We start from the raw sequence: 12,988 nt of genomic DNA on the forward strand, positions 1-12,988 counted from the left end.
CCAGAGTGGAGAATTGGTTATGGCTTATTGGCGAACATTTCAACAAAATTACCTTCCGTATATCCCGATTTTTTTATTGGCCCTCAGCTGTGGTGCCGGGTCGGGGACATTGATGACGACCTCTTTTTTGACTCATTTGATTGTTTGCAAAAAAGAGGGAATCCCTATTATGGGGACACTGTGGAAAAAAACTGTTGTTTGGCAGACTGTGCTTGCCATTGCTATATTTTTTGGTACGGCGGCGATTACTATTCCTTTTAATGGCGGTAATCCTGCGGCTCTTTTTAAGTATATTGAGCGCCTGGTACCCCTTGTGTTAGCCGTTCTGATGGCCCGGCCGGGCAAGGGGACTTTTCCGGCTGTCTGGCTCGGGATTTCCCTGTCTATTATATGGCAGTTGGGATTGGTCGCGGCTCAACCGACTTGGCAAGACAATCGCTTGTTTGGACCTTATACCAGCCCCAATGCCTTAGGAAGCATACTGTTGACGCTACTTCCCGTCGTATTATTTGGCGTCATTCGCTACCGTTCTCTTTGGCCAAAGACGTCTTTCTTCTTGGCTTTAGTTTGTATTACGGCTTTCGTCGTTCTCCTTTGTACGGGATCGCGAAATGCTTATTTTGCCTTTTTTATCGTCTTTTTAGCCCTTCTGGTGTTCTGCTATTTAGGGCGGGAATGGTTAGCCTTAAAAGTAATGGCTTGCCTCCTCGTTCTGTCTTGTTTGGTTCTCGGTGTGGCAGCACCTCAATTCATTTCTGACCGCCTCCATCGTGATATCAGTCAGGATGGTCGCGTCTATTTGACCGAAGTTGCTGTTCAACTTATTGAGGAAAAGCCTTACATCGGTATTGGTCTTGGACGTTGGGGGAAAGTTTATCATGAACGTTTTGAAGCGCAGAATCCCTTCCATGAAAAAAATATCCAGTCACCGCACAACATTTATTTACAAACTTGGAATGAAACGGGGATTGTCGGCCTGAGCGGCTTTTTAATCCTCATTTTATTCCAGCTAAAAGTATTCGTGAGCTCGCTCAGGGCTTACTATCGAAAACAGGGTCCGGGATTCCCCTGGCTGGCTGGCTTTTTCCTGCCGATTTTGGCCATTTATCTCTTCGGCCTGTTTGACTATGATTTCTTTAATCGTCAGACAATGCATCTCTATTGGTTTTTCTGGGGGATGACGATTTATAGTTGGGCCCATTACAAAAAGGAGACGAACCTTTTATGAAGCCTTCGTTGAGCATTATCATGCCGGTTTACAATAATGAATGCTATGTCCGGGCGAGCCTGCAAAGTGTATTGAACCAGACGTATCACGATATGGAAGTTATCGTCGTCGATGATGGTTCAAGTGACCATAGTCTGGCTATCTGTCAGGAGATAGCCGCATTGGATGATCGTGTATCTGTCATCCATAAAGAAAATGGCGGTGTCAGCTCGGCCCGAAATCGAGGCCTTGAAGCAGCACAAGGACGCTACATCGCCTTCATCGACAGTGATGATCTCATCGATGCCAAGATGTATGAAGTCATGATTGCTGTCTTAGAAAGAGAGAAGGCCGACCTTGTTAATTGTGGGGTCATAAAAGAATGTTCATACGAGGATATCCTTTATGAAATAGGGACCGTCGAAGTCAGTGGCTTGCCTTTGAATTACCTGTCGAAAAAGGAATGTTTCATTGACAGCACATGGAACAAAGTCTATCGTCGTGAGCTCATTGGTGATACACGGTTCAATGAAAATATATCTTATTCAGAAGATAAGCTGTTTGTAACGGAAATCATATTGAAGGCGAGGACCATGGCTTTTGTTTCCAATGTCTTTTACCATTATATCCAGCATAAAGACAGCTTATCTTGGAAAGATACGGAAGATGTTTGGCTTGGAAATTTTAAAGTCCATCAGCGAATTTTTGAGCGGATGGAGGAAGACGGCATTATGGGAGCCGTCTTAGACAGTGCTTTTCGAGGATATGCTCGCTCCATTATCGCACTTTTGCGCTATGACATTAAATATCGTCGTGAAGAAGCTTATAATCAGACTTTAAATGAATATAGGACGGTATTAACACGTTTCCTTAAAGATACACCCATGCCATTAGGGAAAAAGCTGGAATACCTTACCTATACGACGTCTTATGGTCTGGCTTCCTTGGTGCACTATTATCCTAAACGATTGTGGTAATAATGGGAAAATAAATCGTATATTTTGCATTTTTATGATGTGCGAGGAGTATTTTCCTATAGGGATTCGTAAAAAATGTTTAGACAGTACGGCGAAGGAATAGTCTGCTTTTTAGAGTATGATGATATGGCCAATTACTATGTTGAGGCCATTTTTTTCTTTTCAAGCTGTATTTAATCAAATGTTTTTCACCGAGTGGATGTTTCTTTTGGCTCGGTCTTGCCATTTTAGTGACGGGAAGACCGGCTATCTGCATTTTCTTTAGCGTACTGTCGACAAGATACTTATATTTGACCCAATTATTGAAGGCCGATACAATGACATGAGAAAATAGGGTTGGTACTGGATAATGGTTTGTAGTTTTTTTTAAAATTTTTATAGTATAATAACGAAGATTAGAAGTATAGAAACTGCTGGGGCTTCTTATAGGGAAATCGTTTTTGACTACTCTTTTACGTCCTGGCCTAACGAGTGAATCTCAAGTATCATGCGAGGAATGTATTTATGAAAAATTTTGAAGAGAACTTTTTTAAAGAAGATAACTTTATTCAATCGATGGTTGATTATAATTACGCCAACTCAACGGCTAAAAATTACCATATTTGTTATAATGTTAATGATGCATTTATATACATCATGGGAGCATCCATTATTTCCGTATTAGAAAATAATAAAGGCATATCATTTTCCTTTCACATTTTTACGGATGGGTGTAGTCAGGAAAATATGGAAAAACTTAAAATGCTGGCAGAACAGTATAAATGCCGGTGTATTGTATATGTACTGAATATGGAGCCTTTTGCGGACTTTCATATTAAGGTGGAGCGTTTTTCCAGGATAACCTATGCACGTCTTTATATGCCTAAAATCTTAAAAAAATATACCGACAGGTATATTTATTTAGATGCTGATACAATGTGCATCTCTTCCTTACAGCCATTATGGAACCTGAATTTATCCAGTCCCATGGGTGCTGTGTCTGAGCGGGACTCTGCTATCGAGTATCGAGCCGGATACTTAAAACTGCAGAATGGGAAGTATTTTAATGATGGCGTTATGTTGGTGAATATCCCTTTATGGGAAGACAAGGGCGTTACGGAACTTTGCTTTTCCTATCAGTGTGAACCACGAAAACGTTTTTTAGGACAGAGTCAGGACGTATTGAATTTAGTCTTTGATGGAAATAATGATTTCTTGCCCAGTAAATATAATGTTTATGACGGCGGTGAGTTTGATAAGGGCGATAGCGTCATCGTTCATTGGACGGGGAGACGTAAGCCGTGGCAAATGGTCTTGTCTGATTTTGATAGAAAATGGAGAGAATATAACAGGTTGTCTCCATGGACTACCCTCACTAATCTGCTGCCCATTAAGAAGGCGTCCAATTATCATGACTTTAAATATTGGGGTATGTATTACAAATGGCATGGTAATTATGCCAAATATATACAGGGAATGTTTTGGTACGCTATTCTCCGAGTTTGTTATAAATGTGGAATAAATAATTAATTGCTTATGAACTGGTGGTTGATGTAAATGAAAATTGCTGTTGCCGGAACGGGATATGTTGGACTTTCAAATGGAGTATTGCTGGCTCAGAATCATGAAGTGGTAGCGCTTGATATTGTGCCGGAAAAAGTGAAAATGCTAAATGATGCAGTTTCACCTATTATCGATGCTGATATTTCGGCTTTTTTGCAGCGTGGGGATTTGCACTTTAAGGCCACTCTCGATGCTAAAGAAGCTTTTACGGGGGCTGATTTTGTCATTATTTCGACGCCGACCAATTACGATCCTAAGCGGAACTTCTTTGATACGTCGTCGGTAGAAACGGTCATCGAAGAGGTCTTGTCTATCAATCCGAAGGCCGTCATGGTCATCAAGTCGACGGTCCCTGTTGGCTATACGAAGCAAATCAAGGCCAAGTATCAGACCGAGAATATTATGTTCTCGCCGGAATTTTTGCGGGAAGGGAAAGCCCTCTACGATAATCTCCACCCGTCGCGCATCGTCGTCGGCGAAGTGTCGGATCGGGCCAAGACCTTTGCCAACCTCTTGGTTGAAGGCGCCGTCAAGGAGGATATCCCCGTCTTATTTACGGGTTCTACGGAAGCCGAAGCCATAAAACTCTTTGCCAATACGTATTTGGCTCTGCGGGTCGCCTATTTTAATGAACTCGACTCCTATGCTGAAATGCGCGGTCTCAGTACCCAGGAAATCATCAAAGGGGTTTGCCTCGATCCGCGAATCGGCGATTTCTATAACAATCCGTCTTTTGGGTATGGTGGCTACTGCCTGCCCAAGGATACGAAACAGCTTCTGGCCAACTATCAGGACGTGCCGCAGAACTTGATTTCTGCTATCGTTGCGGCGAACCGGACGCGGAAAGACCATATCTCTGATATGATCATTGCTCAAAATCCCCGTATCGTCGGCGTTTATCGTCTGACGATGAAGAGTCACTCGGACAACTTCCGGGCCTCAGCCATCCAGGGCGTCATGAAGCGCATCAAGGCCAAGGGGATTGAAGTCGTCGTCTATGAACCGACACTGAAAGAAGAGACCTTTTTCAATTCCCGTGTTATCCGCGACTTAGATGAATTCAAAGGGATGAGTGATATCATCATTTCCAACCGTTGGACCGATAAACTTAGTGATGTTCGAGATAAAGTGTATACAAGAGATCTTTTTGCTCGAGATTAACTGGGGTAGAATATTATGGGATTATTAAAAAAGAGAAAAATTTTATCCGATGTAGCGGTAAATGATTGCAATGACCGGGCTAATATTTTATTATGCAGTGACAAAAATGTTATTCGAGGACTCGGTGTGACCGTCATTTCCGTTTTAGAAAATATGACGATGCCGTGTGCCATTCATATTGCTTTTAATGGTACCCTACCTGAGGATGAAGAAGCCCGATTTACACAAATTGCAAAAAAATATCAAGTTCCTTTCTGTATCTACTGGATCGATGATAGTACTATCCAACATTTGAATAGTAATTCGTATATTACTATAACAGCCTATTACAGATTGTTGATGCCTTATATTATGAACGACATTGGCATAGAAAAATGCCTTTATTTAGATACGGATATTTTATGTGTTCATGATATCGCTGATTGGTATAAGCAGCCCCTTCATAATATGGTTGCAGCAGTCACGAAAGATGCCACTTCTCAGCCAGGATTACGAGAAAATAAAACCTGCCATAAGTTAGGCATGAAAGGCACAGATTATTTTAATTCGGGTATTTTACTCATGAATATACCTGAATATGTGAAATATGATATTGGTAATAAAGCCATTGAACTTTGTTCTGATCAGAAATTTGGAGAAATGGATCAGGACGTGTTGAATATTCTGTTGGAAGGGCATGTCGTCTTTGATGAATCGTATGCTTATAATTGTGGCATGTCCGTTCGTAATTCAGAAGTCCCTGAATGTATTTATATGGTTCATTTTACAGGTGCTAAAAAGCCATGGAAATTATGCGTGTCAGAATTAAAAAATGGGACAATGGCTCTTTTTGACCAACATTCTTGGAAATATTCGTATTATGAGGTATGGAGAAAATATGCCAAGATATCTCCATGGAGAGAGATTCCTTTCGATTTACCTAAGAATTATCGTGAATGGCGATATTTAGCGAATATGTATTTTAAGACGGGCCAGTTCAGATTAGGGATAGAGGCCTATCTTAAGTATCTTGCATGTAAAAGAGACAAATAACTATCCTATAAATTTTATTTTTTATCATCTCGATAAAGGAGTAGATGATGGCAAATTTTAAACCTTTTGATATGAAACAAAAAGTCCTCATTACCGGCGCTGCCGGATTTATCGGCTTCCACCTGGCTAAGCGGCTTTTGACCAAGGGAGCGACGGTCATGGGCTTCGACAATCTCAATGACTATTATGACGTCACCTTGAAAGAATCTCGCCTCGAAATCTTAAATCAGTTCCCAGCCTTTACCTTTATAAAAGGTGATTTAGCGGACGAACAGGCTGTAGAGCAGATTTTTTCGTCGTTCCAGCCGAATATTGTCGTCAATTTGGCGGCTCAAGCCGGTGTCCGTTACAGTATCGACCATCCGCGGACGTACATCGATTCGAATATCATCGGCTTCTTCAATATCCTTGAAGCCTGCCGGCACCATGAAGTCAGCCATCTGTTGTTTGCTTCGAGCTCATCGGTTTACGGCAATCAGGAGAAGACGCCTTTTTCAACGACGGACAACGTCGACCATCCCATCAGCCTCTATGCGGCGACGAAGAAATCGAACGAACTCATGGCCTATACCTACAGCCATCTCTATGGGATTCCGGCGACGGGCCTGCGCTTCTTCACCGTCTATGGGCCTTATGGCCGCCCTGATATGGCCTACTTTAAGTTTGCCAATAAGATCCGAAATGGGGAGGCCATTCAAATTTATAACCACGGCGATATGTACCGCGACTTTACCTACGTCGATGATATCGTAACCGGCATTGAGCATATGCTCTCCAATCCGCCTGTAGAAAATGAACTGGGAGACCGGTATAAGGTCTACAACATCGGCAATCATAAGCCGGAACAGCTCATGCACTTCATCGAAGTCTTGGAACAGGCCTTGGGCAAGACGGCAGAAAAAGAGTACCTGCCCATGCAGTCCGGTGACGTCTACCAGACTTATGCCGACGTCAGTGAATTGCAGCGCGATTTCGATTTTAAACCGGAAACGACGATCGAAGAAGGATTGGGAAAATTTGCCGAATGGTATCGAACGTACTACGATTTGTAATGAGATAGGAGAAAGTTATGTATTATACGATGAGTTATGCCTCGCCTTTAGGAGCCATGACCTTGGCGGCCAATGAAACGGCGCTGGTCGGCCTTTGGTTTGATGGGCAGAAATACGATATGGAAGGGTTGAACGGGGCCGAGGTCACGGAGAAAGAAACACCGGTCCTCAAGAAGGCTGTTCAATGGCTCGATGAGTATTTTGCCGGCCGCATGCCGGCTATCATGAGCCTGCCCCTGGCGCCAGAGGGCAATGAATTCCGCCGCCGCGTGTGGAGTCTCCTCTGCCAGATTCCCTACGGGCAGACGACGACCTATGGCGAGTTGGCCAAAACCATTGAAGCACAGACGGGAAAATCGATGTCGGCTCAAGCCGTTGGCGGTGCTGTCGGCCACAATCCCATTTCCATCATCATTCCCTGTCACCGCGTCTTAGGGGCCAGCGGCAAGGCGACGGGCTATGCCGGCGGTATCGACAGAAAAATAGCCCTCCTTCATTTGGAGGGCTTGGCGGTAAAAGAATAAGCCTCAGGCCTTGGTCAAGGCTTCGATGAATTGGCCGGCAATGCCGGATAAGTAGCGGTGTTTGGCGGTGATGACGGCCAGGCGCGTGTAGAGCCGGGGCTCGTCAATGACCTTCATATGGAGCGTCGTCAGCCGTGATGGCGAGAGGGCCGATGCCGGTACGACGGCATACCCGAGGCTTGCTTCGGCCCAAAGGAGGGTCGTCCGGGCATCGTCGTTGCGGCAGAGGATGGACGGCGTCAGGTTATAGCCTTCGCAGACGTCTAGGAGAAGTTGATTGAAGCGGCGATAGACGATGAGGGGCAGACCTTCTAAATCGGGGATAGTCAAGGTCTCTTTGTCGGGATTCGGATCTTTTCCGGCATAGGCCAGCACCATCGGTTCTTCCGGTAAAAAAGTGCAGTCAAAGGCTTCCTGCTTAAAAGGTGTGCGGACGATACCGATTTCAATCAGCCCTTTTCGGAGCATATCCAGGATATGGAAGGTGTTGCCGTCGTAGATTTCAAAACGGATGCCGCGGTGGCTGTCGTGAAATTGACGAAGGGCCGGCCGCAGGATGACGCTGCCTGAAGAAGAGACGGTCCCGATGGATAAGGTGCCGCGGAGGCCGCTTTTAAAGTCGCCGATTTCACGGCGCGTCGAATCGGCCAAGGTGATGAGCTGCCGGGCCCTTCGATAGAGGATTTCTCCGGCATCGGTCAAGGTGACGCTGCGCGGTTCCCGCTGAAAGAGTTCGACGCCCAGCTCTTCTTCGAGGGCTTTCATCTGTTGGCTTAAGGGCGGCTGAGCCATGTTTAGGCGCCGGGCAGCTGCCGTGATCTGGCCTTCTTCGGCGATGGCCAGAAAGTAGGTAAGTTGACGAAGGTCCATAGTACCTCCTTTTTTGTGGTATATGATTTACATATATTATAGCAATGATACGAATATTTTCAATATAGATATACCTATGGTATACTAGCCATGTAAAAAGCCATTTATTATTAGAAAGGATGAAACTTATGGATCTTGTCACACCGAAACGAGATGCTCATTTTTATTGGACCCTTTTCAAATCGACATTCTTAATCAGCGCCTTTACCGTCGGCGGCGGCTTCGTCATTATTCCGCTGCTGAAAGGCAAGTACGTCGACGAATACCATTGGATCAGCGATAAGGATACCCTCGATATGGTGGCCATTGCCCAGTCCATGCCGGGCGTCGTCGCCGTCAACAGCGCCGTCATCTTAGGCTATCGCATGGCCGGCATCCTGGGGACGATCGTCGCCCTTATTGCCACGGTCTTACCCTGTTTGATTACCTTGACCATTATTTCTTACAGCTATGATTATTTTATTCAAAATGCCTATATCAAGATGGTCCTCCGCGGTATGCAGTGCGGGGCGACGGCGCTCATCGTCAATGTCGGCATCGATTTGTTGGTCAAGCAGGGGAAGAAGAAGCTGATCCTGCCAATGCTCATCATCATCGGTACCTTCATTGCCAACCTGTTCTTCGATACCAATATCATGGTGCTCATCCTCATCGACGGCATCATCGGTTTATTGTTCATGCGCGCTGCGCAGTATAATTAGGGGGTGCCGTCATGATCTATGGATTGCTCTTTTGGGAATTTTTTAAAGTCGGCATCTTCTGTGTCGGCGGCGGCTATGCCTCTATGCCGCTCATTCAGGCCAGCGTCGTCGACACCTTCCATTGGCTGACCATGAGTGAATTCGTCGATATCTTTACGATTTCGCAGATGACGCCGGGGCCGATCGGCATCAATGCAGCGACTTTCGTCGGCACCCGTATCGCAGGTCTTCCCGGGGCCATTGTGGCCACCATGGGCTTTGTCACGCCGTCCTTTTTCTTGGGCATCATCCTGGCCCGTATCTTTTTGAAGTACGGCGACATCGGACCGATTCGCGGCATCTTAAACGGTCTGCGTCCGGCCGTCGTAGCCCTCATCTGCGTCGCCAGCCTGAGCTTTATTCTCCTGGCTTTGTGGAATACGGAAGCACTGCCTTCCGATTGGCTGGGCTTCAGCCGCGGCGGTCTTCTCATCCTCATCGGGGCCATTATCGCCACTCGCAAGAAAATCGGCGTCATCAAGGTTCTCCTCGGTTCCGGTGTCTTAGGCCTGGTACTGGGGATGGCCGGCCTTATCTGATTTCACAATACTCCAGGTTAATACCTTTCAAGAATCGGCTCGGCAGATAGCTCTGACGACCCAATCCTTGGTGCCAGCTTAGATACAGCCTCTTTTTTGCTCGCGTCATGGCGACATAAAAGAGGCGTTTTTCTTCTTCTATATCCCCTTTTTGGCGGGCCCAATAGGTAGGGAAGATATGGTCTTCTAAACTGGCCATAAAGACGTAGTCGAATTCAAGGCCCTTGGCCTGGTGAATGGTAATGATGGGTATTTTCGGGTCTTTGGCCAGCATGCTGTCGAGCTCGCTGTTGGAGAGGGCCGCCATCTTGAGAAATTCGGTCAGGGCGTCGCGAGGATTCTGTCCGGCGTCGTCTGTTTCCTTCGCGATGCGGTAGAGCTTGCGTATATTTTCCAGCCGGTCGATATGGTTGGACTCATCAGAGCTGTCGAGATGTGTTTGATACCAAACTTTAACGCCGCAGTCATTCATGACGGACGTAATGACTTTGATGGGCCGAACCTGGTAGGATAAGCGCCGTAACTCTTCCATTCCCCGGCTGAAGGGCGCAAAGAGCGGGAGATAGATGGCCATCGCGGCTCGGCGGATCGGTTCTATCGGGCGAATCTTCTCGTCGATGGCATACATCAGGAGTCCGGCTGTGGCTAAGATGTCGTCGAAGGCGTCGTGCGTCGGTTTATGGTCGATAGGAAAGTGGTGGCTCAAGGTTTCTAATTTATGATTACGCAAGGTGGGATAAAAGCGGCGGTAGATATCGAGGGTATCGTAATAAGGAAAGTCGGCCCTTTCAGACATGCCCAGTCGCTGCAATTCGCTCTGGAGGATGGACAGGTCATAGGTTACGTTGTGGCCGACGATGACAGCGTCTTTGGCAAAGTCTAAAAATTGCGTTAAGGCTTTTTGGGGAGGCACGCCTTCAGCGGCCAGTTTTTCGTCACTGATGTGGTGGACGTAGTACGACGTGCCGACGGGGCGCAGGGCCTTTACATAGGTATTAAACTTATCTTTTACCTGCCCCTTGGCATCGAGGCGGATGGCGGCGATTTGGATGATTTCATCCTGGGTCGTGTCCGTGCCTGTACTTTCGACGTCGAAGACGACCAGCCGTTCTTGGGATAAGGCTGTCAATAAGAGCCCGTAAGGATCGCCCGTTTGATGGGATAGGGGATCGATAAAATCACTGAGCATGAGGCCCACTTTGCGATAGGAATCGCTTTCAATCGTTTCTACCGTACGCCGGCCGATGCGGGGGACGAAGCGCTGGACGATTCGCTTCAGACTGAGGTTGTCGTGTTTATTCATCAGCAATCGAAGATAAGCCAGGACGTCCTTGCATTCCTGCCGTTTAAACAGGTGAAACTGGTCGATGCAGGTAACCGGCAGCTGCTGGTCTTGCGGGTACTTTTGGTTGTGCGAGGTAATGCCCATCCAGATGAACTTAGCCTGGCGGTTGTCGCGGACGAGGATGCAGGTCTTTAGGCGCTCTTCAGGAGGCAGGGCCTTGATTTCCCGGAAAATCCAGCGGGATTCTTCCATCCAGGTGCCGGCTTTATGAAGGACGATGGGTTCGCCGGGATCTTTTGAGGCCGAGATGCCCCGTTCGGTATAGATGCTCTGGACGGTCACTTTTCCTAAGAGGCGAAATAAGAAGGTCTGACCGGCTTCCAACAGGAGTTGGGTGGACCTGTAATTGGTGGTGAAGGTAATTTCAAGGGGCTGATAGCCGTCTCGAAATTCTTTCCAAATGTATTCGGGATAGGAGCCACGCCATTCGTAAATGGTTTGGAAGTAGTCGCCGCAGAGGAGGATGTTGCGGTCCGGGAAGAGGCGGCTGATGACGGTGTATTCGACTTCACTCGTATCCTGCATTTCGTCGACGGAGATGAAGCGGAACTTTTCCCGCCAGCGGCGGCAGATGGCGTCGTCTTGGAGAAATTCATAGGCCCCGGTAATGAGGTCGGTAAAATCGATGGCATGGTTGTCGGCAAGGGCAATATCGTACTCCCAGACAAGGTCTTCCCCGTACTCGGAGAGCCAACCTTTGAGGTCATCTTGTATATTGGTAAAATCGCGCAGGCCGGGGATGACGCGTTTCTTTTTTTCAAATTCGATGAAGGTCTGGAGTTCCGGTAAGGCCGGACGCGGTGTCATTTTCGTAAGGTCAATGGCAGCCAGAATCTGTTTACAGTCTTCGTCATCATAGATCAGAAAGTCGTTGTAGCGGTCGCTCTGCCGCTTGGTCTCTTCTTTGATGAGACTGTAGCAGAAACTGTGGATAGTCTTTACGGTGACGGCGAAACCTTCTTCCGGGACCGTTTCGATGATGCGATTCTTCAGTTCCTTACAGGCCCGGTTGGTAAAGGTCAGGCACAGGATTTCCGACCCCTTGGCCTTCTTTTGGGCTATGATATGGGCTACCCTGGCTGCCAGGACACGGGTCTTGCCGGTTCCGGCCGGGGCGTTGAGTAAAATCGATTGGGACAGCTCATTGACGACTTGCTGCTGCTGTTCGTTTAAATTCATGTTATTCCTCCGTTCCGTCGCGTCTTTTTTCATTGTAACACAGTCCCTTGACGGGGGATACTGTCTTACCATAGAAAGGCGGATTTTGATTGACAGCCACCTGTCTTTTTGATAGAATCAAAGTGTGTTTGATAAATATTTTAATCAATAAGGAGACGCACTATGACAAAATGTTTATGGACAGGTTTGTATGCCGTTTGTAAACAGTCTCCGTGTATCTAACTGAAAGCCCAAAGGTGATTTGTGTCACTTTTGGGTTTTGTTATTCCTAAGGAGGGGTCTCTGATGAAGGTAGCTTTAATTATGGGGAGCGATTCTGATTTTCCCGTTATGAAAAAAGCAGTAGCTATTTTTAAAGAATTTGGGGTAGACTATGAAGTCTTATTGGCATCAGCCCATCGGACACCGGCTGCCGTTCGTGAATTCGTCACGACGGCTGAAGAACGCGGTATCGGGGCTTTTGTCGTCGGCGCCGGCATGGCAGCTCATCTGCCGGGTGTCGTTGCCAGCTACACGACGCTTCCGGTCATCGGCGTTCCTTTGGAAAGCGGCAGCTTGCAGGGCATGGATGCCCTCTTGGCCATCGTTCAGATGCCGTCGGGGATTCCCGTGGCTACGGTTGCCATTAACGGCGCTAAAAATGCGGCTCTCTTGGCCGTTCAGATCGGCGCTGTCAGCGATGCCGAATTAGCCAAGAAATACAAGGCTTATCGCGAAAACATGGCCAATGAAGTCATGGCTAAAAACAAGAAATTACAAGAAGACGTAAAAGCCCTCTAAGGGTGGTTCGCGTCCTATTTTTCTCAATAACAGGAGGTTT

Annotated in this window: 12 protein-coding genes; 10 read left to right on the forward strand and 2 right to left on the reverse strand. The window is 46.9% G+C overall.

Annotated elements, in window-relative coordinates; genetic code table 11:
• The first annotated feature begins 19 nt into the window (after positions 1 to 19).
• The 7 genes from HMPREF3201_RS09830 (at position 20) to HMPREF3201_RS09860 (ending at position 7,495) form a co-directional block, all read left to right on the forward strand.
• On the forward strand, positions 20 to 1,228 hold the full coding sequence (locus tag HMPREF3201_RS09830; RefSeq protein WP_062412889.1) for an O-antigen ligase family protein: 1,209 nt from the start codon (positions 20 to 22) through the stop codon (positions 1,226 to 1,228).
• Positions 1,225 to 2,184 carry a glycosyltransferase family 2 protein gene (locus HMPREF3201_RS09835; RefSeq protein ID WP_062412890.1) on the forward strand — a complete coding sequence of 320 codons (960 nt, stop codon included), beginning with the start codon at positions 1,225 to 1,227 and terminating at the stop codon, positions 2,182 to 2,184. The genes HMPREF3201_RS09830 and HMPREF3201_RS09835 overlap by 4 nt, the downstream gene beginning before the upstream one ends.
• Before the next feature lie 504 nt (positions 2,185 to 2,688).
• Positions 2,689 to 3,693: a glycosyltransferase family 8 protein gene (locus HMPREF3201_RS09840; protein ID WP_062412891.1), complete on the forward strand. Its 1,005-nt coding sequence runs from the start codon at positions 2,689 to 2,691 to the stop codon at positions 3,691 to 3,693.
• A gap of 27 nt (positions 3,694 to 3,720) precedes the next feature.
• A complete protein-coding gene (locus HMPREF3201_RS09845; RefSeq protein ID WP_062412892.1) occupies positions 3,721 to 4,887 on the forward strand; it encodes a nucleotide sugar dehydrogenase in 1,167 nt (388 codons plus the stop codon).
• A 15-nt stretch (positions 4,888 to 4,902) separates the two neighbouring features.
• The gene (locus HMPREF3201_RS09850; RefSeq protein ID WP_062412893.1) at positions 4,903 to 5,919 is read left to right on the forward strand and encodes a glycosyltransferase family 8 protein; all 1,017 of its coding nucleotides are present in this window, start codon (positions 4,903 to 4,905) and stop codon (positions 5,917 to 5,919) included.
• Between the two features lie 47 nt (positions 5,920 to 5,966).
• Positions 5,967 to 6,971, forward strand: coding sequence for an NAD-dependent epimerase (locus HMPREF3201_RS09855; protein WP_062412894.1), 1,005 nt, complete (start codon positions 5,967 to 5,969; stop codon positions 6,969 to 6,971).
• 17 nt (positions 6,972 to 6,988) lie between these two features.
• Entirely contained in the window at positions 6,989 to 7,495 is a 507-nt protein-coding gene (locus tag HMPREF3201_RS09860; protein ID WP_062412895.1) for a methylated-DNA--[protein]-cysteine S-methyltransferase, read from the forward strand.
• Positions 7,496 to 7,498: 3 nt separating this feature from the next.
• On the opposite strand, the gene HMPREF3201_RS09865 is transcribed toward HMPREF3201_RS09860, so the two are convergent.
• Positions 7,499 to 8,365, reverse strand: coding sequence for a LysR family transcriptional regulator (locus tag HMPREF3201_RS09865; RefSeq protein ID WP_062412896.1), 867 nt, complete (start codon positions 8,363 to 8,365; stop codon positions 7,499 to 7,501).
• Positions 8,366 to 8,493: 128 nt separating this feature from the next.
• Here HMPREF3201_RS09865 and HMPREF3201_RS09870 point away from each other — a divergent pair, with 128 nt between their 5' ends.
• Both HMPREF3201_RS09870 and HMPREF3201_RS09875 read left to right on the forward strand, forming a co-directional pair.
• Positions 8,494 to 9,066, forward strand: a complete 573-nt coding sequence (locus HMPREF3201_RS09870) for a chromate transporter (RefSeq protein ID WP_227163071.1) — start codon at positions 8,494 to 8,496, stop codon at positions 9,064 to 9,066.
• Positions 9,067 to 9,077: 11 nt separating this feature from the next.
• Positions 9,078 to 9,644, forward strand: coding sequence for a chromate transporter (locus HMPREF3201_RS09875; protein ID WP_062412898.1), 567 nt, complete (start codon positions 9,078 to 9,080; stop codon positions 9,642 to 9,644).
• Here HMPREF3201_RS09875 and HMPREF3201_RS09880 read toward each other — a convergent pair.
• Positions 9,637 to 12,168, reverse strand: a complete 2,532-nt coding sequence (locus HMPREF3201_RS09880; protein WP_062412899.1) for a 3'-5' exonuclease — start codon at positions 12,166 to 12,168, stop codon at positions 9,637 to 9,639. The two genes, HMPREF3201_RS09875 and HMPREF3201_RS09880, sit on opposite strands and share 8 nt — an antisense overlap.
• A gap of 285 nt (positions 12,169 to 12,453) precedes the next feature.
• Between HMPREF3201_RS09880 and purE the strand changes: the two genes are divergently transcribed.
• Positions 12,454 to 12,948, forward strand: a complete 495-nt coding sequence (purE, locus tag HMPREF3201_RS09885; RefSeq protein ID WP_062412900.1) for a 5-(carboxyamino)imidazole ribonucleotide mutase — start codon at positions 12,454 to 12,456, stop codon at positions 12,946 to 12,948.
• The last annotated feature ends 40 nt before the right edge of the window (positions 12,949 to 12,988 follow it).

The sequence above is a fragment of the Megasphaera sp. MJR8396C genome (assembly GCF_001546855.1).
Lineage (GTDB): Bacteria > Bacillota > Negativicutes > Veillonellales > Megasphaeraceae > Megasphaera.

Bases quoted from the DNA above. Each gene is read 5' to 3' on its own strand.
- HMPREF3201_RS09875 (WP_062412898.1), top strand. From the start codon at position 9,078: ATGATCTATGGATTGCTCTTTTGGGAATTTTTTAAAGTCGGCATCTTC.
- HMPREF3201_RS09835 (WP_062412890.1), top strand. From the start codon at position 1,225: ATGAAGCCTTCGTTGAGCATTATCATGCCGGTTTACAATAATGAATGC.
- HMPREF3201_RS09870 (WP_227163071.1), top strand. From the start codon at position 8,494: ATGGATCTTGTCACACCGAAACGAGATGCTCATTTTTATTGGACCCTT.
- HMPREF3201_RS09850 (WP_062412893.1), top strand. From the start codon at position 4,903: ATGGGATTATTAAAAAAGAGAAAAATTTTATCCGATGTAGCGGTAAAT.
- HMPREF3201_RS09880 (WP_062412899.1), bottom strand. From the start codon at position 12,168: ATGAATTTAAACGAACAGCAGCAGCAAGTCGTCAATGAGCTGTCCCAA.
- HMPREF3201_RS09865 (WP_062412896.1), bottom strand. From the start codon at position 8,365: ATGGACCTTCGTCAACTTACCTACTTTCTGGCCATCGCCGAAGAAGGC.
- HMPREF3201_RS09845 (WP_062412892.1), top strand. From the start codon at position 3,721: ATGAAAATTGCTGTTGCCGGAACGGGATATGTTGGACTTTCAAATGGA.
- HMPREF3201_RS09840 (WP_062412891.1), top strand. From the start codon at position 2,689: ATGAAAAATTTTGAAGAGAACTTTTTTAAAGAAGATAACTTTATTCAA.
- purE (WP_062412900.1), top strand. From the start codon at position 12,454: ATGAAGGTAGCTTTAATTATGGGGAGCGATTCTGATTTTCCCGTTATG.
- HMPREF3201_RS09855 (WP_062412894.1), top strand. From the start codon at position 5,967: ATGGCAAATTTTAAACCTTTTGATATGAAACAAAAAGTCCTCATTACC.
- HMPREF3201_RS09830 (WP_062412889.1), top strand. From the start codon at position 20: ATGGCTTATTGGCGAACATTTCAACAAAATTACCTTCCGTATATCCCG.
- HMPREF3201_RS09860 (WP_062412895.1), top strand. From the start codon at position 6,989: ATGTATTATACGATGAGTTATGCCTCGCCTTTAGGAGCCATGACCTTG.